At 42.5% G+C, this 26,291-nt stretch carries 23 protein-coding genes; all 23 read right to left on the reverse strand.

Annotated features, from left to right (window positions below):
- Positions 1–16: 16 nt before the first annotated feature.
- The 23 genes from ACFOZY_RS01810 to pyrH all read right to left on the reverse strand — a co-directional run bounded on the left by ACFOZY_RS01810 (position 17) and on the right by pyrH (position 26,225).
- A complete protein-coding gene (locus tag ACFOZY_RS01810; protein WP_378151633.1) occupies positions 17–601 on the reverse strand; it encodes a dipicolinate synthase subunit B in 585 nt (194 codons plus the stop codon).
- A gap of 4 nt (positions 602–605) precedes the next feature.
- Positions 606–1,406, reverse strand: a complete 801-nt coding sequence (locus ACFOZY_RS01815) for an NAD(P)-dependent oxidoreductase (protein ID WP_378151635.1) — start codon at positions 1,404–1,406, stop codon at positions 606–608.
- Positions 1,403–1,672, reverse strand: a complete 270-nt coding sequence (locus ACFOZY_RS01820) for a YlmC/YmxH family sporulation protein (protein WP_378151637.1) — start codon at positions 1,670–1,672, stop codon at positions 1,403–1,405. Before ACFOZY_RS01820 ends, ACFOZY_RS01815 begins: the two co-directional genes overlap by 4 nt.
- 539 nt (positions 1,673–2,211) lie before the next feature.
- The gene (locus ACFOZY_RS01825) at positions 2,212–3,432 is read right to left on the reverse strand and encodes a M16 family metallopeptidase (RefSeq protein ID WP_378151639.1); all 1,221 of its coding nucleotides are present in this window, start codon (positions 3,430–3,432) and stop codon (positions 2,212–2,214) included.
- A gap of 61 nt (positions 3,433–3,493) precedes the next feature.
- Positions 3,494–5,626 (reverse strand): polyribonucleotide nucleotidyltransferase, encoded by a 2,133-nt coding sequence (pnp, locus tag ACFOZY_RS01830; protein ID WP_378151642.1) that lies wholly within the window; start codon positions 5,624–5,626, stop codon positions 3,494–3,496.
- Between the two features lie 323 nt (positions 5,627–5,949).
- Positions 5,950–6,219, reverse strand: coding sequence for a 30S ribosomal protein S15 (gene rpsO / locus ACFOZY_RS01835; RefSeq protein ID WP_378151644.1), 270 nt, complete (start codon positions 6,217–6,219; stop codon positions 5,950–5,952).
- 128 nt (positions 6,220–6,347) lie between these two features.
- Entirely contained in the window at positions 6,348–7,295 is a 948-nt protein-coding gene (locus tag ACFOZY_RS01840; protein WP_378151646.1) for a bifunctional riboflavin kinase/FAD synthetase, read from the reverse strand.
- Positions 7,296–7,301: 6 nt separating this feature from the next.
- Entirely contained in the window at positions 7,302–8,222 is a 921-nt protein-coding gene (truB, locus tag ACFOZY_RS01845; protein ID WP_378151648.1) for a tRNA pseudouridine(55) synthase TruB, read from the reverse strand.
- Between the two features lie 58 nt (positions 8,223–8,280).
- Positions 8,281–8,634 (reverse strand): 30S ribosome-binding factor RbfA, encoded by a 354-nt coding sequence (gene rbfA / locus ACFOZY_RS01850; protein ID WP_378151650.1) that lies wholly within the window; start codon positions 8,632–8,634, stop codon positions 8,281–8,283.
- A 45-nt stretch (positions 8,635–8,679) separates the two neighbouring features.
- Complete coding sequence (locus tag ACFOZY_RS01855) at positions 8,680–8,958, reverse strand: DUF503 domain-containing protein (protein WP_378151652.1); 279 nt, start codon at positions 8,956–8,958, stop codon at positions 8,680–8,682.
- A complete protein-coding gene (gene infB, locus ACFOZY_RS01860) occupies positions 8,955–11,546 on the reverse strand; it encodes a translation initiation factor IF-2 (protein ID WP_378151654.1) in 2,592 nt (863 codons plus the stop codon). Before infB ends, ACFOZY_RS01855 begins: the two co-directional genes overlap by 4 nt.
- 4 nt (positions 11,547–11,550) lie before the next feature.
- The gene (locus tag ACFOZY_RS01865; RefSeq protein WP_378151657.1) at positions 11,551–11,871 is read right to left on the reverse strand and encodes a YlxQ family RNA-binding protein; all 321 of its coding nucleotides are present in this window, start codon (positions 11,869–11,871) and stop codon (positions 11,551–11,553) included.
- A complete protein-coding gene (gene rnpM / locus ACFOZY_RS01870; RefSeq protein ID WP_378151659.1) occupies positions 11,868–12,140 on the reverse strand; it encodes an RNase P modulator RnpM in 273 nt (90 codons plus the stop codon). The genes ACFOZY_RS01865 and rnpM overlap by 4 nt, the downstream gene beginning before the upstream one ends.
- A 16-nt stretch (positions 12,141–12,156) precedes the next feature.
- Positions 12,157–13,305 carry a transcription termination factor NusA gene (gene nusA, locus ACFOZY_RS01875; protein ID WP_378151661.1) on the reverse strand — a complete coding sequence of 383 codons (1,149 nt, stop codon included), beginning with the start codon at positions 13,303–13,305 and terminating at the stop codon, positions 12,157–12,159.
- A 22-nt stretch (positions 13,306–13,327) separates the two neighbouring features.
- Positions 13,328–13,804: a ribosome maturation factor RimP gene (gene rimP, locus ACFOZY_RS01880; protein WP_378151663.1), complete on the reverse strand. Its 477-nt coding sequence runs from the start codon at positions 13,802–13,804 to the stop codon at positions 13,328–13,330.
- Positions 13,805–13,946: 142 nt separating this feature from the next.
- Positions 13,947–18,266 (reverse strand): PolC-type DNA polymerase III, encoded by a 4,320-nt coding sequence (locus ACFOZY_RS01885; RefSeq protein WP_378152193.1) that lies wholly within the window; start codon positions 18,264–18,266, stop codon positions 13,947–13,949.
- A 145-nt stretch (positions 18,267–18,411) separates the two neighbouring features.
- A complete protein-coding gene (locus ACFOZY_RS01890) occupies positions 18,412–20,112 on the reverse strand; it encodes a proline--tRNA ligase (protein ID WP_378151665.1) in 1,701 nt (566 codons plus the stop codon).
- Positions 20,113–20,131: 19 nt separating this feature from the next.
- The gene (rseP, locus tag ACFOZY_RS01895) at positions 20,132–21,391 is read right to left on the reverse strand and encodes an RIP metalloprotease RseP (RefSeq protein WP_378151667.1); all 1,260 of its coding nucleotides are present in this window, start codon (positions 21,389–21,391) and stop codon (positions 20,132–20,134) included.
- Between the two features lie 40 nt (positions 21,392–21,431).
- Positions 21,432–22,580: a 1-deoxy-D-xylulose-5-phosphate reductoisomerase gene (locus tag ACFOZY_RS01900; RefSeq protein WP_378151669.1), complete on the reverse strand. Its 1,149-nt coding sequence runs from the start codon at positions 22,578–22,580 to the stop codon at positions 21,432–21,434.
- A 16-nt stretch (positions 22,581–22,596) separates the two neighbouring features.
- On the reverse strand, positions 22,597–23,388 hold the full coding sequence (locus tag ACFOZY_RS01905; RefSeq protein WP_378151671.1) for a phosphatidate cytidylyltransferase: 792 nt from the start codon (positions 23,386–23,388) through the stop codon (positions 22,597–22,599).
- Positions 23,385–24,176 carry an isoprenyl transferase gene (locus ACFOZY_RS01910; RefSeq protein WP_378151673.1) on the reverse strand — a complete coding sequence of 264 codons (792 nt, stop codon included), beginning with the start codon at positions 24,174–24,176 and terminating at the stop codon, positions 23,385–23,387. The genes ACFOZY_RS01905 and ACFOZY_RS01910 overlap by 4 nt, the downstream gene beginning before the upstream one ends.
- Positions 24,177–24,942: 766 nt before the next feature.
- Complete coding sequence (gene frr, locus ACFOZY_RS01915; protein ID WP_378151675.1) at positions 24,943–25,500, reverse strand: ribosome recycling factor; 558 nt, start codon at positions 25,498–25,500, stop codon at positions 24,943–24,945.
- Complete coding sequence (gene pyrH / locus ACFOZY_RS01920) at positions 25,500–26,225, reverse strand: UMP kinase (protein WP_378151677.1); 726 nt, start codon at positions 26,223–26,225, stop codon at positions 25,500–25,502. Before pyrH ends, frr begins: the two co-directional genes overlap by 1 nt.
- Between the last annotated feature and the right edge of the window lie 66 nt (positions 26,226–26,291).

A 26,291-nucleotide genomic window follows, 5' to 3' on the forward strand; every position in this document is an offset into this window, starting at 1 on the left:
TTAGAATGAACAGATTCTATTTATGCGCTATGAGGATTGGTTGTAGTTGTTTACCATTAATGGCATGTTCAACAGTGGCAACTGATTGTGAAAAATCAGCTATTAGGGAGTTAGGTTTTTTGAAAGGATCGTCTTGGCCGAACGGTATAAAGTAGATATTTTTCATATTCAACAGTTTCATGATATTAGGCCCATTTAAACCAAGTGCATCATTCGTCGAGATTCCCAAAACAATTGGCTTACCATTTCTCATTGTCGCTTTCGTTGCCATCAAGACAGGAGAATCAGTTGCAGCATTTGCTAACCGGCTGATGGAATTTCCGGTCATCGGTGCAATCACCATACAATCTAAAGGCTCTTTAGGTCCCAATGGTTCAGCATCCGCAATTGTTGAAATCACTTTTGCACCAGCAGCCGCCTCAATTTTCTCTATCCATTCTTCGCCTGTACCAAAGCGTGTTGCGGCGGTTAATACTGAATGACTGATAATAGGGACAACAACCGCTCCTGCATCCCTAAATTCCTTAATCTTTGGAACTACCTCTTCATACGTACAATGGGATGCGGTAATCCCAAATCCAATCCGTTTTCCTTCAAGCATTCGATTACTCCTTCTCTAAGTTGTAAAGTTGGTTGATCGTGTCAGACAAAAGCACAGCGGCGTCATCCGCAAAATATTCTCCTGGAATCCCGGGCATCAGTTCATATCGGTCTTTTAAATCCACTTCTCTTAAACAACCAGGTGCAGAAGCAAGATCGTATAAAATCATTTCTTTAGTTGATAACTTTAAATAATCTTCTGTAAACCATGGAGCGGGTATCGTATTTAACAACCAAGAAATCGGTTCTTTCGCAAATCTTTGTGGTGTTAGGATTGCCGCATCGTACCCATAGGCCTTTGCCTCACATGCATTGGCTTCAGATCGGACGAAGATGAACACTTTCGCTCCCATACTCTTTAAAATATTCGCCAGCATCTTTGCTACTCGTCCAAAACCTGTAATATGGAAAGTCTTGCCGCTGATTGATTGCTGATTCAACTTGTAGAAGGCTGCTACCCAGCCTTCAGCAGTCAATTTGGCATTTTGCCAAATGAATTGTTCATCCTGCAAGTAAAAATAGGATGTAAATAGTTCTGACACACTTTTCCAAGGACCGGCAACTCTTCCGAAAAACATGACCGTCTCTTTTGGTATGCATGTGTAGTCTATATCTTTGACAGCATCCAATGGCTGAATCGGGAATACGATACAATTTGGTTGCATATTCCGACACAGGTCTTCCAGTTCAAGTGTCCATTCACCTGATTCGATATGCATAATTTCCCGTTCATGTGTATCGATCAGGATAGCGCTTTTTTTAATCCGTGGATCTTTCCCTATAAATAGCCATTTTTCTTTTTTCATTTGTACAACTCGGAATCGATTATTTTCGTCTTGTTGAATAAAATACGGTCATCCCCGATTAACACAATCTCTTCCCATGGGATGTATTCATTGGACTGGACAGGACGACTTTGGAAACTGAAACGACTGCTTTTCTTGATTACTTCAAAGCCATGAATTATGCCTGTTTTCGGGTCGAATATCATTTCCGTTTCAGTCAATAAACCAAAGCGGACGCCATCCTCCACTTGGATCAATTCTTTCTCCGCAAGTTCAGATAACAGCATTTTTGACCTCCTTTAATCGCTACTCCTTTATGTATATGACTAAAAAGCCTAAACAGTGCGGACCTTTTCCCATCTGGCAAAAGAAAAAAGCTTTCACACTCATTAGAGTGGAAAGCCCAGACTGTAGACAAAGTCAATTAAAAGTGAATAAAGATGTATATGAAATTTGCGGTGACCGCCACTTCGCTTTCCGTGGGCTTGGCTTCAGCCTCCTCGTCACTGACGTGACTTGCGGGGTCTTCAGCTCAAGCTATTCCCACAGGAGTCTTCGTGGCGGACACCGCTTCACTATTCATCCTTTAAAGTATAAGGTATAGAAATAGCGGAAGTCGGCGACTCCTGCGGGAAAAGCAAGCGAACCGAGACCCTGCACGAGCAAAGCGAGGAAGCGGCTCGGTGCTTGCCCGCGGAAAGCGTCCGACTGGAGCGATGGCTCCAAATTAAAGACTATATACATTGGAATTTATAAAAATTCTTTTGTCAACAAACTGAGCTTTCACACTCTTAAGAGTGGAAAGCCCTATGTTTTCTTTTTGGTGTTATTTCGGTGCAATAATTGAAATTGCTGGTTTTTGATCAAGCAGGCGGTCGATTACAGCTTTCACTGATTGTCCATCAACCTTGTCAATCTGCTGCAGGATTTCATCTGTCGTTTTATGTTCACCATAGACAATTTCATTTTTACCGTTTCGGTTCATTCTGGCGCTTGTACCTTCCAGACCTAACAGCAAGTTCCCCTTCAATTGTTCTTTCGCATTATCGATTTCCGTATCCGTCATTCCTTCAGACTTTATCTTCCGGATTGATTCCAAAATAGTTTGTTGGAGTTCTTCCATCTGATTGCTGCTTGTACCCCCATAGATAACGACTGAACCGTGATCGGAATAAGAGGAGTGATACGAATAGATCGAGTATGCGAGCCCTTTTTCTTCTCTAACTTCTTGGAATAATCTGGACGACATACTGCCACCTAATATATTATTTATCACCACAAGACTATAGATGTCCGGGTCCTTCACAGGTAGACCTTCGAATCCAAAACAGAGATGCCCCTGCTCTGTTTCTCTCTCCTTAAGGGAGTGGCCAGCCACAAAGGTTGGTGAAGAAGTGACATGCTCGGATCTCCGATTTCGTTGAAAATTTCCGAAGTTATTTTCAATTAGATCGATTAGGTCTTTATCAATATTTCCTGCGATTGATATGATGATATTTTCCGGTACATATTGCTTTTCCATATAAGTACGAATGGTATCAGCTGAAAAGGATTTTAAAGTATCAGGAGTACCTAAAATGGAAGCACCCATCGGATGATCGGGGTACATAACATGCCATAACTGCTCATGTACATCATCATCTGGAGTATCTTCTACCATTAGAATCTCTTCAAGGACAACCTGTCGTTCTTTTTCTATTTCTTCTTCGCTGAATAAAGAATTGAAAAACATATCCTTTAAGATATCAATTGCTTTTCCCGCATGATGATCCAGCGTTTTAGAATAGTAGCAAGTATACTCCTTCGAGGTAAAGGCATTTATATTCCCGCCAATCCGGTCAAACTCTTCCGCGATTTGTTTGGCTGTCCGACTGGCAGTTCCTTTAAATAACATGTGTTCAATAAAATGAGTCAAGCCATTCTCATGCGGAAGTTCATGTCTGGAGCCTGCCTTCACCCAGATTCCAACAGATACTGAGCGTACATGGGGCACGAATTCATGTACAATTCGAACACCATTTTCACATACTAATGTTTCTACTGCCATAGTTCCTCCTATAGTAAAACAAAAAGGTCACCGTAACGGTAACCTTTTTGTTCGGTAGTTCTTACGAATTGCCTTGATCTTGCGCTTTTTCTTCTGCTTCGCTTTGTTCTTTCAATACCACTTTACGTGATAGGTTTACGCGTCCTTGCTGGTCAATTTCAATTACTTTTACAAGTAATTCATCGCCCATTTTCAACACATCTTCCACTTTGTTTGTACGTTCTTCCTGAATTTCCGAAATATGAAGCAAACCATCTTTACCTGGGAAGATTTCAAGGAAAGCACCGAATTTTTCAATTCGTTTCACTTTACCAAGGTAATATTCACCGACTTTTGCTTCACGCACAATATCTTCAATCATTTTCTTCGCTTTGTTGTTCATTTCTTCATTTGGCGAGGAAATGTAGATTGTACCATCTTGTTCAGTATCAATCTTAACATTTGTCTCTTCAATGATTTTGTTAATTTGCTTACCGCCAGGTCCTATAACATCACGGATTTTATCCGGATTGATTTTTACTAACAAAATCTTCGGAGCGTATTCGGACAAATGCTCACGTGGTTGGTTAATCGTGGACATCATGGACTCCAAAATCTGCATGCGTCCTTTTTTCGCTTGTGTCAAAGCTTCTTCCAAGATTTCTCTTGCAAGTCCTTCTATTTTAATATCCATCTGAAGGGCAGTAACGCCTTTTTCAGTGCCGGCAACTTTAAAGTCCATATCTCCTAAATGGTCTTCCATGCCCTGGATATCAGTTAAAACTGAATAGTGTTCACCTTTTTTCACTAAGCCCATCGCAATACCGGCAACTGGTGCTTTAATCGGAATACCTGCATCCATCATCGCTAAAGTTGAGGCACAAATACTCGCTTGGGAAGTGGATCCATTCGATTCAAGAACTTCCGATACTAAACGAATGGTGTACGGGAAATCTTTTTCATTCGGAATAACCGCTTCCAATGCACGCTCACCTAAGGCACCATGTCCGATTTCACGACGGCCTGGTCCACGGATCGGTCCAGTTTCCCCTACACTGAATTGTGGGAAATTATAATGATGCATGAAACGCTTCGATTCCTCGAGACCCAAACCATCAATGATTTGCACATCACCAAGAGCGCCTAAAGTACAAACACTAAGAGCTTGCGTTTGACCACGTGTAAATAATCCAGAACCATGAGTACGGCGAAGAACACCGACTTCTGAAGACAACGGACGGATTTCATCCAATCCACGGCCATCAGGTCGCACCTTCTCTTCAGTGATCAAGCGGCGAACTTCCTCTTTAACCATTTTGTCAAGGATCGCTTTTACCATTTTCAACTTTTCGTCATCTGCTTCTTCTGCCGCATAAGCTTCAATAACAGATTCTTTAACGGCTGAAATAGCATCTTCACGTGCGTGTTTTTCTTTAACTTGAATTGCATCGATCAATTCTTTGCCGGCTTTTTCATGGATCTCAGTAGAAAGCTCCTGATCTAATTCAAATAACTTGATTTCCATTTTTTCTTTACCGATTTCTGCTGCAATCTTCTCTTGGAATTCGATGATTTTCTTAATTTCCTCATGGCCAAACATGATTGCCTCGAGCATCGTTTCCTCAGGCACTTCAAGAGCACCTGCTTCTACCATATTGATCGCGTCTTTTGTTCCTGCTACTGTAAGGTTGATTAAGCTTTTTTCAATTTGATCAATCGTCGGGTTTACGATGAACTGATCATTCACAAGCCCAATTTGCACTCCCGCAATCGGTCCGTCAAACGGAATATCCGATACCATAAGTGCTAACGAAGAACCGAGCATTGCTGCCATCTCTGATGAGCAGTCCTGGTCTACAGAAAGGACCATGGATATGACTTGGACTTCATTCCGGAAACCATCCGGGAATAGAGGACGGATTGGACGGTCGATCAGGCGGCTTGTTAATACCGCTTTTTCAGATGGACGACCTTCCCGTTTGATGAATCCTCCTGGGATTTTCCCTACCGCATATAAGCGTTCTTCATAATTAACGGTAAGAGGGAAGAAATCGAGCGGTTTTGGATGTTTGGAAGCTGTTGCTGTAGATAGAATGGTCGTTTCGCCATAGCGCACTAAAGCAGCACCATTCGCTTGTTTCGCTAACTGACCGATTTCAATGGTTAATGGACGGCCGGCCCACTCATATGAGTACACCTTTTTTTCTTCATTCATGGATTTGGAACCCCTCTCTAATGACTGTTACTGATAAAAAGACGTATGTATCGTTAGTATGTGCTAACTTCCCATCTTTTCATGTTCTTCCGTATACAACTTGTTGTCACGTGCTTTCTATTTTCATTCTATCTAATTTGCTGAAACTTTTCACTAAATACATTTAAAACTTAACTGATTCACACACTTTACGAAAGAAAATGAAAGAAAACTAGTTAAACCATCTCATCAACATGATGATTTGTAAATAGATTTTACCTAACCTGACAATCATATATCAAAAAGAAAAAGCGGGAAGATTCCCGCTTTCTAGATGTACCATATTATCGGCGTAAGCCAAGTTTGTTGATCAATTCACGGTAACGTGCAACATCATTCTCACGCAAGTATTTCAACAAGTTACGGCGGCGTCCAACCATTTTGAATAGACCGCGACGTGAGTGGTGGTCTTTCTTATGCGTACGCAAGTGTTCGTTTAACGTGTTGATTTCTTCCGTAAGGATAGCGATTTGGACCTCTGGAGATCCAGTGTCGTTTTCATGAGTTTTGAATTCGTTGATCAACTCATTTTTGCGTTCTTGTGTGATTGCCATCCTTTTCACCTCCTACTATCAAATATCCCCAATTACCGAGCAAACGTTGGTGAATCGATATGCCAAGCAACGGTTTGTGCACATATGCACTAAGTCATCATAGCATATCCCAAAATTAGGTGCAACTATTATTCAATCGACTGCAAGTAAGCGGCTGCCTTTTCCTTGTCCCGTTCCATTTCCTCGATTAATGCTTCAACTGAGTCAAATTTCAATTCATCCCTGAAACGTTTATACCAAAGGACCGAAACTTCCTCTCCGTATATATTCCGGTCAAAATCCAATAAATGCACTTCAATCGTCAAATCACGTATATCCGGGTTGTTGAAAGTTGGGTTATATCCTACGCTACAGACGCCGTCATATAGTTTACCGTGAAGTTCCATTCTCACTGCATAGATGCCTGTAGTCGGAACATAGGCTCCACCATAAGGTTGAACATTAGCAGTCGGGAATCCGATTTCCCTTCCCCTCTTCTCCCCATGGACGACAAAACCATCGATGCGGTATGGTCTGCCAAGTAATGAATGGATTTCTTCCATTTCACCTTCCACTAACAGATGACGAATTTTCGTTGAACTTATTTTTTCATCACCTGCTATTTGCTTCTCAATAACGGTGACATTGAAAAAACCTTCTCCTAAAGTTCTCATCATTTCCATGCTTCCTTTGCCGAAAGCTCCAAAAGAATAATCGAAACCGGCCGTTACGTGCTGGACATTCAGGTCTTTAATGAATAGTTCTACAAACTGTTCCGGGCTTAGCTGCGAGAATTCCGAGGTGAACCGTACGATGAAAATATCATCTACACCCAAGTCATTAAGGATTTCAATCTTTTGTTCTAATGGTGTGATATATAGGACTTTGTCTTTACCTTTCCCTAAAACGAGTGAAGGATGCGGATCAAACGTCATGACAGCACTCTTCATTCCCGATTCCTTAGCTGTCTCAATTGCTGATTGGATGACGGCTTGATGCCCTTTATGGATGCCATCAAAGAATCCAAGTGCAAGAGAAAAGGGACCCTGATCGGGTATAGTTATGTTGACTGGATACGTTAAATAATGTACTGCCATACTACCTTATTCCTCTCTTCCATTTTCTAAAAACATCTTTTCCGGTTTCATCATACCGGACTTAGACGGATGCTTACGATAAATCGCTATCGCATGCCCATTCCTTGTAAAGACGAGGCGTTCTTCATGATTTAGCATCTCATGAACTGGCAGAACTTGTCCATTGGTTACTCCCTTTAAGAGAGATTCATCAATTTCTACTGTAGGGAAATCTGTCAATGCCCAATCCATCGGCAAAAGTTGACGATATAATGCACTTTCTTCAGCTAAAGAAGCCGCTTCCCCTAATGTGATGCAGTCTTCTGCCTCAAATTTACCCGAACGGGTCCGTACCAAGTTTGACATATGTGCTGGATACTCCAGGGCTTCCCCGATTTGAACAGCTAATGTCCGAATATAAGTACCTTTGCTGCAAGCAATCCGGATTCTGAACGTTACGGTTTCTCCTGAAAAGTTCTCTCGTTCATCCAAGAGCTCCAAATTATAGATTGTCACTTGCCGGCTCGGCCTTTCAACTTCAATTCCCTTGCGTGCATATTCATATAATCGCTTTCCATTTACTTTGACTGCTGAATACATTGGAGGAGTCTGTGTAATCACACCTGTTAAGGATTCCAATACTAAGAGAAGTTGGTTTCTATTAAATGTTACAGGTGCTTTTTGGGATACAATCTCCCCATCAGCATCTTCAGTTGTAGTTGAAGATCCAATTGTCACTTCAGCCTCGTATTCTTTCCCTGCGTCAGTCAAATACTCAGCGACCTTGGTTGCAATTCCTACACAGATAGGAAGAACCCCTTCGACATTTGGGTCAAGTGTACCGGTATGGCCGACTCTTTTCGTTTTTAGCAATTTTCGAAGCTTAAATACGCAATCGTGGGAGGTCATACCTTTTTCCTTCCAGAGAGGGAGAATTCCGTGTTGCATACTCACTAACTCCTTTATGTATAAAGAAGCCTGCCAAAATTGGCAGACTTCTTATTGTTTATTCTGAATCAGGGCTTTCGTTTACACTTCGAAGTAATGTTTCAATCCGATTTCCATAATCAATGGATTCATCAAATTCAAAAACCAAATCTGGTGTTTTTCTTAGGCGAATCCGGGACCCGATTTCTGATCGAATAAAACCCTTTGCTTTAGCAAGACCTTTTAACGTGTTTTCACGTTGAGTTTCATCGCCTAAAACAGAAATGTAAACGGTCGCCTGCTGAAGATCCCCTGTCACTTCTACATCTGTAACAGTTACAAAACCGATTCTTGGATCTTTCAACTTTAGGCTGATAATGTCCCCTAATTCTTTCTTCATTTGTTCTCCTACACGATTAGAACGCATTGTCATGATGATCCACCTCTGTTCCATTTATAAATCGTGTAACACGACCTTTTAAAGAAACTGCTTCATCGTGGAAGTTCGTTCCCATTCGGAATGTGATTCCAAAAACGAGATGACTCTTTCAACTTCCCTTTCTGCTGCTTCCGATGAGGAAGCGACCGAGACGATTGCAATGCAGGATCGCTGCCATACATCCTGATGGTCCACTTCCGCAACTGAAGCGTTGTATTGCTGTTTCGCTCTAGTGGTCATCCTCTTGAGGATTGAGCGCTTTTCCTTCAAGGAATGGACATCCGGAATGAAGAACTCACACTCTGCGTAACAGATCATGCGCGCTTAATTTCCTCCATCACGTATGCTTCGATGATATCTCCTTCTTTGATATCATTGAAGTTTTTGATCGTGATCCCACATTCATATCCTCGTGCCACTTCTTTCGCATCATCCTTGAATCGTTTCAACGTATCCAGTTCACCTTCAAAGATGACGATTCCATCACGAATGACGCGGACTCCGCTGTCACGTGTAATCTTACCTTCCGTTACGTAAGAGCCTGCAATTGTACCGACCTTGGAAACTTTAAATGTTTCGCGGACTTCCGCTTGGCCGATTACTTTCTCTTCAAACTCAGGGTCAAGCATGCCCTTCATTGCCGCTTCAATTTCTTCAATCACTTTATAGATGACGCGATGTAGACGAATATCTACGCCTTCCGCTTCAGCAGCACGTTTTGCATTGACATCGGGACGAACGTTAAATCCGACCACTATGGCATTAGAAGCTGCTGCAAGAGAAATATCGGATTCATTGATAGCTCCTGCACCCGTATGGATGATCTTGACGTTTACGCCTTCAACGTCAATCTTCATGAGAGAGGCTGCCATCGCTTCAACCGTACCTTGCACGTCAGCTTTGACAATGATGTTCAAATCCTTCATTTCACCTTGTTTCATTTGCTCAAACAAGTTATCCAACGTTACACGTGATTTCTCTGTCCGGTTTTCAACTGCTGCAGCAGAAGAACGAGATTCACCTATTTGACGCGCTGTCTTTTCATCTTCGAATACGACGAATCGGTCCCCAGCTTGTGGTACATCGTTCAAACCGGTAATCTCAACTGGTGTGGATGGACCTGCTTCTTTCACGCGACGGCCGATATCATTGACCATTGCACGTACGCGGCCGAAAGTATTCCCTACAACAATCGGATCTCCGATATGGAGAGTGCCGTCTTGTACGAGAAGGGTTGCGACAGAGCCACGACCTTTATCCAATTGTGCTTCAATAACTGAACCCATTGCACGGCGCTTAGGATTAGCTTTCAATTCCGCCACTTCAGCAACAAGCAAAATCATTTCAAGCAATGTATCGATTCCTTCGCCTTTCAAAGCTGAAACAGGTACGAAAATCGTATCTCCGCCCCAATCTTCCGGCACTAAACCGTGCTCTGTCAATTCTTGCATAACCCGATCCGGATTAGCAGTCGGTTTATCCATTTTGTTGACTGCTACGATGATTGGCACTTCTGCCGCTTTTGCGTGGTTGATCGCTTCAACTGTTTGAGGCATTACACCATCATCTGCAGCTACAACAAGAATTGTAAGATCGGTTACTTTTGCTCCACGTGCACGCATAGTGGTGAAAGCAGCGTGTCCAGGTGTATCGAGGAATGTGATTTTCTTTCCATTATCAACAACTTGGTAAGCTCCGATATGCTGTGTAATACCACCTGCTTCTCCTTCTGTTACCTTTGTTTGGCGAATGGAGTCGAGCAATGTGGTTTTACCGTGGTCAACGTGACCCATAATCGTAACGACTGGCGGGCGTTCTGAAAGATCAGCCCCATCTTCTTCGTTTTGTTCGAAGTAGACTTCTAAGTCAGTTACATCGATTTTAATTTCTTCTTCCACTTCAACGCCATAATCCGCACAAATCAATTCAATCGCATCTTTATCAAGCTCTTGGTTAATCGTTGCCATTACACCAAGCATAAAGAGTTTTTTGATGATTTCAGATGGTTCACGGCCTAACTTTTTCGCCAATTCTCCAACACTTAGAGATTCAGTGAAAGTGATTTTAGATGGCAATTCCTTTTCAACCTTTGGAGCAGGAGTATGCTGTTGTTTTTGAGGTTTGCCTTTTTTATTGTTTTTATTGAATTGATTTGGTCGCTGGTTTTGATTAGGACGCTGAGTATTCGAACGCTGCTGGTTTCCACGCTGTTGGCCTTGACCACCAGGGCGTTGCTGTCCCTGTCCGCCTTGACCGTTCGGACGCTGTTGTCCCTGTTGGCCTTGACCGCTCGGACGCTGTTGTCCGCCTTGACCACCAGGACGTTGTTGGCCTTGATTATTTGGACGTTGCTGTCCTTGGCCTGGACGTTGCTGTCCTTGGCCGCCTTGACCAGCTGGACGCTGTTGGCCGTTGTTGTTTTGACGTTGTTGTCCACCGTTATTCTGTCCTTGATTCCCAGGACGCTGTTGACCTTGACCACTTTGACGCTGTTGGCCAGCGGGACGTTGTTGGTTTGTATTACGCTGGTTACCGCCTGAACGTTGCTGTCCATTGTTTGAAGGACGATTCCCATCACGTCTTTGACCAGATTCACTCCGCTGTGCAGTTTGTCCATTTCCGTTAGACTGTCCAGAAGATGAATTCGCATTCTCTGGTCTTCCGGATTTTTGGCTGCCTTGACCAGTTGGTCTATTTTGTCTATTAGTCTGTTGGTTTGATGATTTGTTGTTTCCACCGCTATTTACATTTGCGACAAAAACATGATCGAGTCTTTTCACCGTATCTCCATCCAAAGTGGACATATGATTAGAAACACTCACATTCATCTTTGATAATTCAGTAATGACTTCCTTACTCGATTTATTTACTCGTTTCGCATATTCATGAACCCTAATTTTGGTCATTAGCTCACCCCCGGTTATATTCGTTGAGAAGGCCGGACAGTTTGGTTGCGAAACCGTTGTCCGTGACGGCAACCGCCACACGGGCCTCTTTTCCCGTCGCATGTCCGAGATCATATCGATCACCGAATTCATGCAGCTCAACGTTAAAAGACGCACATTTATCCTTGATTTTTTTACGGCTGTTATGGGATGCGTCGGTTGATAAGAGGACCAATCTTGCTCGGCCGCCCCTAATCTCCCGTATAATCAGCTCTTCACCGGAAACTATTTTCCTTGCTCTCGCAGCAAGCCCTAAAAGCTGAAGAATCCTTTGTGGATCCTTCATTTTAATTGCTCCCGGCGTATTACTTTCAGTAATTCGTCATAGATTGAATCCGGTATCTCAGTTTCAAGCAGGCCATCTAATACTTTTCGTTTTTTTGCCAGTTCCACTGCCTTCTCGGTTTTAGAGACGTAAGCTCCTCTTCCCGATTTCTTGCCCGTCAAGTCGACTGAAACGTCTCCCTCTTTTGAACGGACCACACGGATCATCTCTTTTTTCGGGTACATTTCACCTGTTGCCACACATTTTCTTAATGGTATTTTCTTAGACACCGGATTCCCCCCAGTCTTACTCCTCGTCGTCGCGATATAAATCGAACTCTTCTTCGGATTCGTCAGCAACATAATTGTCGTCGTATTCTTCTAAGTAGGAATTCTCGTCATCTATAGGATAAATGCCTAATTCACGGGCATCCGTTTCACTTTTAATATCTATTTTCCAACCAGTCAATTTCGCCGCCAACCTTGCGTTCTGTCCTCGCTTACCGATGGCCAATGATAATTGATAGTCAGGTACAATTACTGTTGTAGACTTTTCTTCTTCATTGACTAAGACACTTAGCACTTTTGAAGGGCTTAATGCATTGGCAACAAAGACAACAGGATCTTCGGACCACTCGACAATGTCGATTTTTTCACCGCCAAGTTCGTTGACGATCGACTGAACTCGAGCTCCTTTAGTTCCTACACAAGATCCTACAGGGTCGATTTCGCTATTATGTGCGTAAACTGATATCTTCGAACGATCTCCTGCTTCTCTTGCAATAGATTTAATCTCTACAATTCCATCATAAATTTCCGGAACTTCCATCTCAAATAGCCGTCGTAATAGACCTGGGTGAGTACGTGATACAAAAACTTGAGGGCCACGTGAAGTTCGTTCCACTTTCGTAATATACACTCGTATGCGATCATGCGGTTTATATGTTTCTGTCGGAATTTGCTCGTTAGCCGGCAGCACCGCTTCCACTTTTCCTAAACCAACATAAATGTTGCGAGCATCTAACCGTTCTACAACTCCATTTACAATATCCTCAGCTCTGTCAACAAACTCCTCGTAAATCAATCCGCGTTCTGCTTCTCTTACACGTTGAGTGACTACTTGTTTGGCAGTTTGAGCTGCGATTCGCCCAAAGTTTCTTGGCGTGACTTCCTGTTCAACGATATCACCCATCTCATATGCCGGGTTAATGGATTTCGCTTCTTCAAGTGAGAGTTGCAGGCGATCGTCCTCAACTTCCTCCACTACGTCTTTCCTTGAGAAGACACGCATCGAACCGTTTTCAAAATTCAAATCCACTCGGACATTCTGTGCCTGGTTAAAATTCCGTTTATATGCTGTCACAAGAGCTGCTTCAATAGCTTCGATCAGGACATCCCTCGAAATGCCTTTTTGCTTTTCCAGCTCATTAAGCGCATCCATAAATTGGCTATTCATTCTTTTCCACTCCTATTCAACATTATGCAGAGAAGTCGATTGCAAGCCGAGCAAATGCGATTTTCTCTTTCTCTATTTTGACGGCCACTTTCCGCGTCTTCACTTTCACATCAAGTTCAAGGCCGTTCTCATCATAAGCTGTAAGATAGCCTTCAAACTCTTTCATGCCATTTACCGGCTCGTAAGTTTTGATATACACAAATTGCCCTAAGGCCTTTTGGAAATCAGAGTCCTTTTTCAATGGACGCTCTGCTCCCGGCGAGGAGACATCAAGGAAATAGTTCTGTTCAATTGGATCAGTTTCGTCCAGCTTTTCACTTAGCTTTTCACTGACTAATGCACATTGGTCAATGTCGATATCGCCTTCCGGTGTATCGATATATACACGTAAGAACCATTCTCTTCCTTCTTTAATAAATTCGATATCAACAAGTTCAAGCTGCATCTCTTCTAAGATCGGGCTGACCAATTTCTCGATTTCGGATGTGATCTTGCTCATTTTTGCCTCCTGAATCAATTGTTTTTCGTCATAACAACAGAAAAGAGCGGGAAATCCCACTCTTCGCTGCAAGACTATCAACAAATTTGTTACTAAAAGCATACCATAACGTATTTATAGATGCAAATAAGGCACTTCAATACTAAAACAGTGACAGCTGATTCGCCTCGGGCATTCCTTCAAGGCAGCCAAGGCTATCCATATACTCGATAATGGTTCTGGATACTCGACCTCTTTGTTGTAAATCCTCTTTGGATAAGAAATCCCCTTCGCCCCTCGCCTTCACAATCTGATGAGCGACGTTGTTGCCAAGCCCCGGTATAGCATTGAATGGTGGGATTAAAGAATTCCCTTCGATGACAAATTCCGTTGCTTTGGACTTATGCAAATCAACCTTTTGGAAATGGAAACCGCGCTCACACATTTCTAATGCTAACTCTAAAACCGTCAATAAGCTTTTCTCTTTAGGAGCAGCTTCCAGCCCTTTTGCATTAATTTCTTCAATCTTGGCCCGGATGGATGCGGAACCCTTTGTCATGGCCAATAAATCAAAATCGGATGCACGGACAGTAAAGTATGCAGCATAATACATGATTGGCATATGCACCTTAAAATAGGCAATCCTCACGGCATTCAGAACGTAAGCTGCAGCATGGGCTTTCGGGAACATGTATTTGATCTTCTTACAAGAATCGATGTACCACTCAGGTACACTTTTCGCTCTCATTTCAGTCTCGAATTCATCCGTCAGTCCCTTACCTTTACGGACAGATTCCATAATTTTAAAGGCGAGCGAAGGCTCAAGTCCCTGATAAATGAGATAGACCATGATATCATCACGACATCCAATCACTTCTGACAGCACGCAAATCTTGTTTTGAATCAATTCTTGTGCATTTCCTAACCAAACATCCGTCCCATGTGAAAGACCGGAAATTTGGACTAACTCAGAAAACGTTGATGGCTTAGTTTCTTCAAGCATTTGACGCACAAACCTTGTCCCGAATTCAGGAATACCTAATGTTCCTGTTTTACACATGATCTGTTCTTCCGTCACGCCGAGAGATTCAGTTCCACTGAAAATCTTCATGACCTCTTGATCATCAACTGGAATGGACTTTGGCTCAATGCCGGATAAATCCTGAAGCATCCTGATGACTGTAGGATCATCGTGACCAAGAATATCAAGCTTCAAAACGTTATCATGAATGGAATGGAAGTCAAAATGAGTCGTTTTCCACTCGGAATCCTGTGCATCCGCAGGGAATTGAATCGGTGTGAAATCATGTACATCCATATAATCAGGAATAACAATAATCCCCCCCGGGTGCTGCCCCGTCGTACGTTTCACACCGGTACATCCTTGAACAAGCCGGTCAATTTCTGCTCCGCGAAGGATCATATTATTATCATTCGAGTATCCCCGTACATAGCCATAAGCTGTCTTTTCTGCTACAGTTCCGATAGTCCCTGCACGGTACACGTATTCCTCACCGAATAGAACTTTCGTATAATTGTGTGCACGAGGCTGATATTCCCCACTGAAATTCAAGTCGATATCCGGTACTTTATCACCTTTGAATCCTAAGAAAGTTTCAAATGGAATATCCTGTCCATCTTTCTGATATTGCGCTCCACATTTCTCACAACTCTTATCCGGCAAGTCAAAACCAGAACCGACGCTACCGTCAGCGATGAATTCGGAATGTTTACATTCGGGACAAACAAAATGTGGAGGGAGAGGATTAACCTCTGTAATTTCCATCATCGTAGCTACTAATGAGGATCCGACAGATCCACGTGAACCGACAATATATCCGTCATCTAAAGACTTTTTAACAAGCTTATGGGATATCAAGTAAATAACGGAGAATCCATGTCCTATAATCGACTTTAATTCTTTTTCAAGCCGCTCCACCACAATCTCCGGTAGTTCCTCGCCATAGATGGACTTAGCCATATCGTACGACATATTGCGTACTTCATCTTCGGCCCCTTCAATCTTAGGTGTATACAATTCATCCTTGATCGGCTTGACATCCCCGATCATTGAAGCAATCTTGGTTGAATTGTCGACAACGATTTCCTTCGCTGTCCCTTCGCCTAAGAAAGCAAATGCATCCAGCATCTCGTTTGTTGTACGGAAGTGGACCTTCGGCAATTGATGTCGGTTTAGCGGATTTGCCCCACCTTGGGAATTCACCAAAATTTTTCGATAGATGGCATCATTTTCATCCATGTAATGCACATTTCCTGTTGCTACAACTGGAAGATCCATCTTTTTGCCAAGTTTTACGAGTTTACGAATAATGTCTTCCAAGTTCCACTCATCTCTGACAAGTTCCATTTCAATCAGATGTGAGTAAACTTCCTTCGGGTGTACTTCCAAATAATCATAGAACTTAGCAATGTCTTCGACTTCTTCAGGTGACTTTTGCATTAGCCCTTCAAAAACTTCCCCTTTGTCGCAACCGGAACCGATAAGTAAACCTTTCCGATGTTTTTGGAGAACCGATTTAGGAATACGCGGAACACGATAGAACGTATTGATATGTGAATGCGACACTAATTTAAACAGATTTTTTAAACCTTCCTGATCTGCTGCCAAGATTGTGCAGTGTGAAGGACGGGACCGTTTGTATGCATCTCCTTCACCGATATGACGGTTGAAATCATCATGATAGTGGATCCCTTTTTCCTCTGCTTCTTTCAACAAATGGAGCAGCAAATACCCGGTAGCCTCACAGTCATAGATGGCCCTATGATGTTGGGTCAGTTCCACATTATATTTCTTAGCCAAGGTATTCAACCGATGATTTTTCATCTCTGGATGAAGGAAACGGGCAAGTTCCAGCGTATCAATTACCGGATACAAAACGGAAACCTCAATTTTCTTATAAGATTCATAAAGGAAGCCCATATCAAACGAAGCATTATGGGCAACTAAAATACTATCGCCTGTCCAATCATAGAAATTACGAACTACATCCTCAATTTCTGGTGCATCTTTTACCATATCATCCGTGATTCCTGTCAATTCAATCGTTGTTGCGGATAAAGGATGGTGCGGATTCGCAAAACTTTCGAACTTATCGATGATTTGTCCGTTTTTTATTTTGACGGCTGCAAGTTCAATAATTTTGTCATACACTGCTGAAAGTCCAGTAGTCTCGACGTCGAACACGACAAAGGTATCATCAGACAATTCCCGGTGCTGATCTTCATAAGCAATTGGTACTCCATCGTTGACTAAATTCGCTTCCAAACCATAAATAATTTTAACACCATGCTTTTGGCCGGCAGCAAAAGCTTCAGGGAATGATTGAACATTCGCGTGATCGGTAATGGCAATTGCAGGATGGCCCCATTTAGCAGCCTGCTTTACTAACGCCTCCGCTGTAACCACTGCATCCATACTGCTCATCGTCGTATGTGCATGAAGCTCCACACGCTTGGATTCTTCCGGAGCGGTATCATGGCGAAGTCGTGGATTTACCTCAATTATATCTTGGGCCATCATGATTAAGTCCCTGACAAAGGTATCGTTTTGAATAGAGCCTCTCGCTTTAATCCAAGTCCCTTTTTTCAATTGTTTCATCACTTCTGCGTCTTCTTTATCGCGAGAGAACATTTTCACCAATATCGAATCGGAATAATCGGTTACTTTCACCGTTAACAATGAACGTCCACTGCGTAGTTCTTTTACTTCGACGTCGAATACGAAGCCCTCAATCGTAACTCTTCGTTCTTCATCTTGGATTTGCCTGATTTCCATAATCGGTTCGTCATGTTTAATCGGAATTCCAAGCTGGAAGAGACCATTCGAGTTAGAGGACGATCCATTTTCCTTTTTCACTTTTTCCCGCTTCTGAAGGTCCTGTAACGCCTTCTGAGCTAAACGTTCCTCTTCCAATTGCCGCTGCTCTAAAAATGCCTGTTGAGCTTCAGCCAACTCACCTAAATCGTCTTTGACCAACTGAAAATCAACAGATATATTCGGAAAACCAAATTTAGCTAATGACTGACTAAGCTTATCCCCATATTTGGATTTCATCGTTTGGAATTCAACTTCACCTTTACACGTTAAGGAGATTTTTTGGCCATTCCATTCCGGCATTTGGTTAACAAGCCGTTCTTTTACCGGAGGAGAAATCTCTTCTATTTCTTCAACCGCCAAAAGCCAATAGGAACTAATCGATTCTGCTGTTACTGTTGCTTGATCGCATTCAATTTCAATGTGAATTTGAGCGATTCCATCGAAACCCTCTGATACTTTCCTGACAAACGTACGATAAACTTCGTAAGGCAGTAGTTCGTTTAATCGAATACAAAACTTCCAGGCACGATTTTTCTTATGTACACTCAGTCTTGTCAGTTCGGCAGATTCGAAATACGGCATATATACATCCTCTGTCATGCCAATTTGCTGAAGGAGCAGTTTAAATCTCATTCCCGCGCTCATTTCACTCGACATTTCGATCCCCTCCCTTTTTATATATAAATATGCAAAAAATCATCTAAAGTCATTAAAAAGAAAGGAAAGAACCATTTGACGGCCTTCCCTTTCTATTCATTCATCACTCATCTTCTATTCTACTACATTTTTATCAATTAAAGAACGCCTGCATTTTTTCCAAAAGTTCTTCCTTTTGGACTTCCACAGTTTCGCCCGCTTGTCTATATTTCAATTCAATGATGCCTTCGGATGCCCGTTTCCCTATTGTTACACGTATAGGAAGACCGATTAAATCTGCATCTGCAAACTTAACGCCTGCACGTTCAGCCCGATCATCAAACAATACTTCATAGCGGTAGGACTTCAACAATTTATAAAGTTCTTCTGCCATTTGAGCCTGAGTCTCATCTTTCATATTAACCGGGATTAAATGGATGTCATATGGACTTAACTGATTTGGCCACATAAAACCATAATCGTCGTTATACTGTTCTGCAACAGCTGCCATTACCCTTGAAACTCCAATTCCATAGCACCCCATGATATATGGTTGAGATTTGCCATTTTCGTCAAGGAATGTTCCATCCATCGGTATGCTATAAGTTGTACCAAGTTTGAAAATATGGCCAACCTCAATTCCTTTAGCAAACTTCACTGTTCCCATGCCGTCTGGTGACGGATCACCTTCCACGATAAACCGAAGATCCGCATACTCATCAACCGAGAAATCACGTCCTGGGTTCGCACCTGTATAGTGCCAGCCTTTTTCATTTGCGCCGCATACGCCGTTCACAATATATTTAACAGCATGGTCAGCGAGGACTTTCACACCTATCGGTAGTTTAATTGGACCTAAGGAACCGATTTCACATTGAAGGAGCTCCTTAACTTCCAAAGGGTCTGCCATTTCTACCGTTTGTGCATCCAACACTTTCTTCAGCTTAATATCATTAATCTCATGGTCTCCTCTGGAAAGGACTACGATCAGCTCATCATCTGCTTTGAACACTAATGTCTTAATACATTTTTCAGGAACGGTTTCTAAAAACTCCGCTACTTCCTGAATTGTTTTCTGCTCGGGCGTTTCAACCTTTTTAAGCGTTTCCTGTTTCTCTTCTGAGTCAACATATTGAATGTTCACTTCAGCCATTTCAATGTTCGCAGCATAGTTGGAAGAATCACTGTAGGCGATCGTGTCTTCCCCTATTTCGGATAGGACCATAAATTCATGTGTATCTTTTCCGCCAATCGAACCTGAATCCGCAATGACAGAGCGGAAATTCAATCCGAGACGTGTGAAAATATTTGTATAAGCTTGTTTCATATCTTCATAAGTTGCATCCAGACTCTCTTTCGATGCGTGGAATGAATAAGCATCTTTCATGATGAACTCTCTGCCTCTCAGCAATCCAAAACGCGGGCGTTTCTCATCCCGGAATTTCGTTTGGATTTGGAAAAGAGTCAATGGCAGTTTTTTATAGGATTTTATTTCATCCCGCAAAAGTGAGGTTATGACCTCTTCATGCGTAGCTCCTAATGCAAAATCACGCTCGTGTCTATCTTTCACACGGAAAAGCTCTGGTCCATAATTATACCAACGGCCAGTTTCTTGCCACAATTCAGCTTGCTGAAGAGCTGGCATAAAAACTTCGACACCATTAATTACTTCCATCTCTTCACGGATAATGCTCTCTACTTTTTGGAGAACTTTTTTACCCAATGGGAGAAAGGAATAGACTCCGCTCGTATTTTGGCGGATGAAGCCTGCACGAAGTAAAAGCTGATGTGATTTGACATCAGCATCAGCTGGAACTTCGCGCAGAGTTGGAATAAACGTCAAACTCTGTTTCAATAGTAGCACCTCATTATAGTTAGAAGAAAAATCGTTGTATGTCGTTCCAGGTTACGATAATCATTAATACCATGAGAAGCATGATCCCTACAAAGTGGACCATCCCTTCTTTTTGGCGATCTACAGGCTTGCCGCGAACTGCTTCGAAACCAAAGAACAGTAATCTACCGCCGTCAAGTGCCGGTAGTGGAAGCAAGTTCATGATCCCTAAGTTAATACTTAGGACAGCTGCCCAATTCATCAAGCTTGCTACGCCCCACTTGGCAACCTCTTCAGTTGCTTTATAAATTCCCACAGGTCCGGAAAGGGCATCAATTGTGAATTGTCCCGTCACAAGCATTCCAAGCAAGCGTAATATTTCCTTAATCCAAGTGATCGTTTGCTCTGCTCCATATGGAATTGCCTTCCACGGATTTTCCTCGACGGGACTTTCATAGGTCACTCCGATTTGACCGAATGTCACCTTTTTCTGCGTCACTTCTTTCGGAGTGATATCCATCGTGAATGTATCTCCGTTTCGCAGGACCTCAAAGGTAAGCTTCTTGCCCGGGTTTTCCTGGATGATTGCAGAAAGCTCCTGCCATGACTCAATCGGCTCTCCGTCAATCGCTGTGACTAAGTCCCCATTTTCCATACCAGCAGCCATTGCAGGGCTATTATCTGTTACCTCTTTAATAACAGGTTCAAATGTTGGAACACCTTGCCAAAAACCTAAGATAACAAACAAAAAGAAGGCAAGTATGAAGTTGAATAATGGTCCTGCAAATATAGTCATAGCTCGTTTGCCGACTGACTTTGAACCAAATTGCCGATCATATGGAGCGATTAGTGTTTCTTTTCCATTCTCGACAATGGCTGCGTTACGGCTTACCCGATATCTGACAGGGCGATCATCCTCATCGTATCCTTCAATATAAAGCCCTTTTTCCAAATCAGCTTTCTCAACCTCAAGAAAAAGCATATCAGGAAGCTGCTTATTTTGATTCAAGTAAATCTTTTCGACTTTTTCATCTTTGTTCAACAATACAGCAAGTCGGAAACCCGGCTGCAATTCAACCGAATCTAAATCCTCTCCCGCCATCCGGACATAACCGCCAAGAGGCAGCAAACGGATTGTATAGAGTGTCTCGCCTTTTGTAAGGCCTAAAATTTTCGGTCCGAAACCGATAGCGAATTCCCTGACCATGATTCCTGCTCTTTTAGCAAAGATGAAGTGGCCTAATTCGTGGAAAAATACTAATGAACCGAAGACGATGATAAACGCAATGGCTGTTTCCATTTAAACCCACCTTTAGTCCTCTCGAAAGAGTTATATCTAATCATTTTACCATTTCCCGTACATTTTCTCGAACTTCGGCATCGACTCTTAGAACAGTATCTAAATCCGGAAGCGAGATATTATCATGTTGGTCTAAAGCCTGTTCAATCAATTCGTCTATTTGCAGGAAGGTGATCTGACCATTTAAGAATAGCCCAACTGCAGCCTCATTCGCTGCATTGAGGACTGTTGGCATCGTTCCTCCTGCACGTCCTGCATCGTATGCAAGTTTAAGTGCACGGAACCGATTGAAATCCATTTGTTCAAAATGCAGAGTACCGATTTCAGCAAGGTTCAAACGTTTAGCGTGTGGTCTTGGCAGCCGTTCTGGATATGTTAATGCATACTGTATTGGTACCCTCATATCCGGAGTTCCTAATTGAGCAATAACACTAGTATCCTGGAATTCAACCATCGAATGAATCATACTTTCACGATGTAACAATACATCAATTTGATCATATGGCATATCGAATAAGTAATGGGCTTCAATGACTTCTAAACCTTTATTCATCATGGTTGCTGAATCAATTGTTATTTTGGCCCCCATCGACCAATTCGGATGATTCAATGCCTCTTCGACCGTTACACCTTCTAACTCTTCCCTCGTCTTATCACGGAAACTTCCGCCAGAAGCGGTTAAAATCAGTTTTTCAATGTCTTTTGTGTTTTCACCATTCAGTGATTGGAAGATTGCGGAATGCTCACTATCTACAGGAAGAATAGCCACTCCTTTGTTCCTCGCTTCTTTCATGACAAGGTGTCCGGCTGTGACCAATGTTTCCTTGTTGGCAATGGCTATTTGTTTACCTGCTTTAATCGCTTCCATTGTCGGACCAAGTCCCACGCTTCCTAACACTGAATTCAGAAGCACTTCAGAATCTGAATGAGCAGCAATCTCTACAAGGCCATCTTGACCGTAGTAAAAACGGACAGCCGGAAACTCAGCCTGTAGACTATGTGCATCATCCTTGTCCAAAACCGAAACAGCTTCTGGTTTGAACTGTTGAATGAGCTCTCGAGTCTTTTCCATATTCCGACCTGTTGAAAATGCCGTTAATCTAAAATGTTCGGGATTCTCTTTTAATATATCGACAGTTTGTAATCCGATAGAACCTGTCGCCCCTAATAAGCTAATTTTTTTTACCATGATGTAGGTCCTTTCGTTATATGAAGTGCAAGAAATGTAATAATGGCAGCACAAACAGCAAACTATCAAATCGATCAAGTATACCGCCATGCCCCGGAAGTACATTCCCCGAGTCCTTTACACTGTAATGCCTCTTTAGAGCCGATTCGACAAGATCACCAAGTTGGCCGAAAATGGAAGCTAAAATCGTCACAATGATTAAATAAGGAATGGAATCACTTACCGGCATAATCATTTGGAAAATCAAAGCTACAATGATAGCGGAAATGATTCCTCCAACAAAGCCTTCTATTGTCTTATTCGGTGAGATATCAGGCCATAGTTTGTGTTTACCGAGTTTTCGTCCTGTGAAGTAAGCGCCGGAGTCTGTCGTCCAAATAATCAATAATGCATATATGACATATTCGATTCCCACTGCACGAGTCTCAATAAAGTAATAAAAGCCGATGCCAACATAGAGTGCGCCTAAAATCGAAAAAGCGGCATCGTCAAATGAGTATCTATTTTTGACGACTACAGTATATGTAAGTAATAAAAGAACCGCAATAAGTGCAAGGTCTATCTTTGTATAATCTACTGTTTCGTTAATATATCTTTCCCATGCCTCAGGCATTAAAAAGCTAAAAAGTGCAAATAGTGAAATGAGGCCAGGCAGAGAAAAGAGCTTTAAGCCTTTCATTCGGAGTATTTCAAATAACCCGACCGCGGCCAATCCATAAATCAAGATCGTAAAAGGCAAACCTCCCCAAATGACGACCGGAATGAATAATGCGGCAGCAACCACCGCAGTGATAATCCGTTGCTTCAATTAGTTTCTTCTCCTTTCAGGCCGCCATATCGCCTGCTTCGCAATTGATAATCCTCCACTGCTTTCAGGAGGGATTGATCATCGAAATCCGGCCATAACGTATCAGTAAACCAAAATTCGGTGTAGGCGGACTGCCATAGCATAAAGTTACTTAACCTTACTTCTCCGCTCGTTCGGATGAGCAAATCAGGTTCCGGTAGATTACGGGTCATTAATTGTGATGATATGAGCTCTTCATTTATATCATGTACATTAATTTTTCCTTCAGTAGCCATTTGTGCAATTTGTTGAACAGCTTTTACAATTTCCACCCGACTTCCGTAATTCATCGCAAAGTTCAATATGAGTCCTGTATTATCTTTAGTGGATTCCATTGCTTTTGTAATTGCTTGTCGTGTGTGGCGTGGTAGAGAATCTATATCCCCAATCATTTTAACTTGGACATTTTGTTCAATCAATTCTGGTAGGTACACACCTAAAAATTCATTTGGCAGCTGCATTAAAAATTCGACTTCTATCTTTGGTCTTTTCCAATTTTCAGTCGAGAATGCATACAACGTCAATACCTTGACGCCGAGTTCATTGGCAAACCTTGTAATCTTTCGGACAGTCTTCATTCCTTCGTGATGGCCAGCAATGCGCGGCAAGGACCGTTTTTTTGCCCATCTTCCGTTTCCATCCATTATGATTGCGACATGCGCTGGAATCTGCTCCTTTTTGACGAGCTCTATGCGCTCCGTCAAAGGAGATTGTCCTTCGGTTTTTTTCCGAATGATCTTTTCTAACATTCTAACTTCCTCCACTCGACTTCTATTCGGAACGTATACTTCACTATCATACCAAAAATTGAAAGTCATTTCCTTATAAACTCGTTGCCTTAAGGACCAAATTCAAATGGTAACTTATACACAAACGATAGATCAAGTTCTAAAGTATATCAGCAGTTCCCGCCACTTCGCTTTCCGTGGCTTGGGCAAACAGGACGTTGGTCACAAAGGTGTTGCCGCAGGACGCGGCGCATTTAGCCTTTGTTCTGCTACTGACGTCACTGACGTTCCTGCGGGGTCTTCAGCTCAAGCTATTCCCACAGGAGTCTTCGTGGCGGAAACTGCTTAGTTTCCATTCTTGAATTAGAAAGTAGTCTTATACTCGCTCAATATTTATTAAATTCTTATAAATACAGAATTTATAAAGGCAGTTAGTATTAACTCTAATATTAGTTCTGTACAGGAAGCGGAAGGCGGCGACTCCTTAGAGGAAGGCGTCCTAAGTTCGCCACGTCCTGTGGCAACGGACGCATGACCCGCATCCTGCGGGCCCGACAGCGAGTCAGTCCGAGACCCCACAGGCGAATAAGGATGGGATGCTAAGTGCGCCGCATCGTGCGGCAACGCATCCATAACCGACATCCTGTCGGTCCGAGGCTTGGCGCGAGCCCGCGGAAAGCGTCCGCCTGGAGCGATTGCTTCATGTATCAGTTCTAATGAACTTTTCTAACTATAAAATTGGAAAAGGCGTCCTCAATTAAGGACGCCTTTTTATAGATAAGGTTCGTTATACTTCCAGTACTTCTTTCTCTTTTTCCTTCGCCAACTGATCAATTTTTACAATATGATCATCTGTCAGCTTTTGAACGTCATCTGAGTAGCTTCTCAAATCATCTTCTGTGATTTCTCCGTTTTTCTCTAACTTTTTCAAGTCGTCATTAGAATCACGGCGGATGTTACGGATTGCAACTTTTGCATCTTCCGCTTCTTTCTTTACAACCTTAACTAAATCTTTACGGCGTTCTTCTGTTAATGCTGGCATTGCAAGCCGAATAACGGAGCCATCATTCGTTGGTGTAATGCCCAAATCCGATTTTAAAATGGCCTTTTCAATTTCACCAAGGACGGATTTGTCATATGGTTGGATGACCATTAGTCTTGCTTCTGGAACAGAAACACCTGCAAGCTGATTAATCGGTGTTGGAGCACCGTAGTACTCAACAGTAATCCGGTCCAACAAGGATGCACTTGCACGGCCAGCACGGATCGAAGCAAGTTCCCGGCTAAAAGCTTGAATCGCCTTTGTCATTCTTTCCTTCGTTTGTTCCATGACTGCTTTCGGCATTATGATTTCCTCCTGACAACCGTCCCGATCTTTTCACCAAGGACGGCTTTTTTTATATTTCCATTCTCCATAATCGAGAATACTATGAGCGGTATATCATTGTCCATACATAGGGTCGAGGCCGTAGAGTCCATTACCTGCAAACCTTGTTGAATCACTTCCAAGTATGAAAGTTCTTCATACTTGACTGCAGTACTATCCATCTTAGGATCAGCAGAATATACTCCATCAACATTGTTTTTACCCATTAAGATCACATCAGCCTCTATTTCCGCCGCACGAAGGGCTGCTGTCGTGTCTGTTGAGAAAAATGGATTCCCAGTACCAGCCGCAAAAATAACGACACGTTTCTTTTCTAAGTGGCGAATGGCTCTTCTGCGTATGTATGGTTCAGCTACTTGTGTCATGACGATTGAAGACTGTACACGTGTTTCAATACCCAGTTTTTCCAATGCGTCTTGCAAAGCGAGGGAGTTCATCACTGTAGCCAACATTCCCATATAATCTGCTGTGGCACGGTCCATACCCATTTCGCTTCCTGTTTTACCTCGCCAGATATTTCCTGCTCCAACGACTACGGCAACTTCTACATCCAAGTCAACAACTTCCTGAACTTGTTGGGCAACCGTTTTAATTATTTCTGGGGAAAGACCGAATCCCTTTTCCCCTGCCAATGCTTCTCCGGAGAGTTTTAATAGTACACGTTTGAATTTTGGTACGCTCATAGATATCCTCCATTACACGATTTTCTTGAAAAATAGGGAACACAAAAAGTGTTCCCTACAAAATCA

The sequence above is a fragment of the Chungangia koreensis genome (assembly GCF_042651785.1).
GTDB classification, from domain to species: domain Bacteria; phylum Bacillota; class Bacilli; order Bacillales_A; family Planococcaceae; genus Chungangia; species Chungangia koreensis.

Excerpts from the sequence above, each read along its gene's own strand:
- ACFOZY_RS01910 (WP_378151673.1), bottom strand. The coding sequence starts at position 24,176 with ATGTTAGAAAAGATCATTCGGAAAAAAACCGAAGGACAATCTCCTTTG.
- frr (WP_378151675.1), bottom strand. The coding sequence starts at position 25,500 with ATGCCGAAAGCAGTCATGGAACAAACGAAGGAAAGAATGACAAAGGCG.
- ACFOZY_RS01840 (WP_378151646.1), bottom strand. The coding sequence starts at position 7,295 with ATGGCAGTACATTATTTAACGTATCCAGTCAACATAACTATACCCGAT.
- rimP (WP_378151663.1), bottom strand. The coding sequence starts at position 13,804 with ATGAGCAAGATCACATCCGAAATCGAGAAATTGGTCAGCCCGATCTTA.
- ACFOZY_RS01810 (WP_378151633.1), bottom strand. The coding sequence starts at position 601 with ATGCTTGAAGGAAAACGGATTGGATTTGGGATTACCGCATCCCATTGT.
- ACFOZY_RS01815 (WP_378151635.1), bottom strand. The coding sequence starts at position 1,406 with ATGAAAAAAGAAAAATGGCTATTTATAGGGAAAGATCCACGGATTAAA.
- truB (WP_378151648.1), bottom strand. The coding sequence starts at position 8,222 with ATGCAACACGGAATTCTCCCTCTCTGGAAGGAAAAAGGTATGACCTCC.
- ACFOZY_RS01900 (WP_378151669.1), bottom strand. The coding sequence starts at position 22,580 with ATGGTAAAAAAAATTAGCTTATTAGGGGCGACAGGTTCTATCGGATTA.
- pyrH (WP_378151677.1), bottom strand. The coding sequence starts at position 26,225 with ATGAGCGTACCAAAATTCAAACGTGTACTATTAAAACTCTCCGGAGAA.
- rseP (WP_378151667.1), bottom strand. The coding sequence starts at position 21,391 with ATGGAAACAGCCATTGCGTTTATCATCGTCTTCGGTTCATTAGTATTT.
- rpsO (WP_378151644.1), bottom strand. The coding sequence starts at position 6,219 with ATGGCAATCACACAAGAACGCAAAAATGAGTTGATCAACGAATTCAAA.
- ACFOZY_RS01865 (WP_378151657.1), bottom strand. The coding sequence starts at position 11,871 with ATGAAGGATCCACAAAGGATTCTTCAGCTTTTAGGGCTTGCTGCGAGA.
- pnp (WP_378151642.1), bottom strand. The coding sequence starts at position 5,626 with ATGAATGAAGAAAAAAAGGTGTACTCATATGAGTGGGCCGGCCGTCCA.
- ACFOZY_RS01825 (WP_378151639.1), bottom strand. The coding sequence starts at position 3,432 with ATGGCAGTAGAAACATTAGTATGTGAAAATGGTGTTCGAATTGTACAT.
- ACFOZY_RS01820 (WP_378151637.1), bottom strand. The coding sequence starts at position 1,672 with ATGCTGTTATCTGAACTTGCGGAGAAAGAATTGATCCAAGTGGAGGAT.
- nusA (WP_378151661.1), bottom strand. The coding sequence starts at position 13,305 with ATGAATAGCCAATTTATGGATGCGCTTAATGAGCTGGAAAAGCAAAAA.
- ACFOZY_RS01855 (WP_378151652.1), bottom strand. The coding sequence starts at position 8,958 with ATGATCTGTTACGCAGAGTGTGAGTTCTTCATTCCGGATGTCCATTCC.
- ACFOZY_RS01885 (WP_378152193.1), bottom strand. The coding sequence starts at position 18,266 with ATGAGCGCGGGAATGAGATTTAAACTGCTCCTTCAGCAAATTGGCATG.
- infB (WP_378151654.1), bottom strand. The coding sequence starts at position 11,546 with ATGACCAAAATTAGGGTTCATGAATATGCGAAACGAGTAAATAAATCG.
- rbfA (WP_378151650.1), bottom strand. The coding sequence starts at position 8,634 with ATGACAATGCGTTCTAATCGTGTAGGAGAACAAATGAAGAAAGAATTA.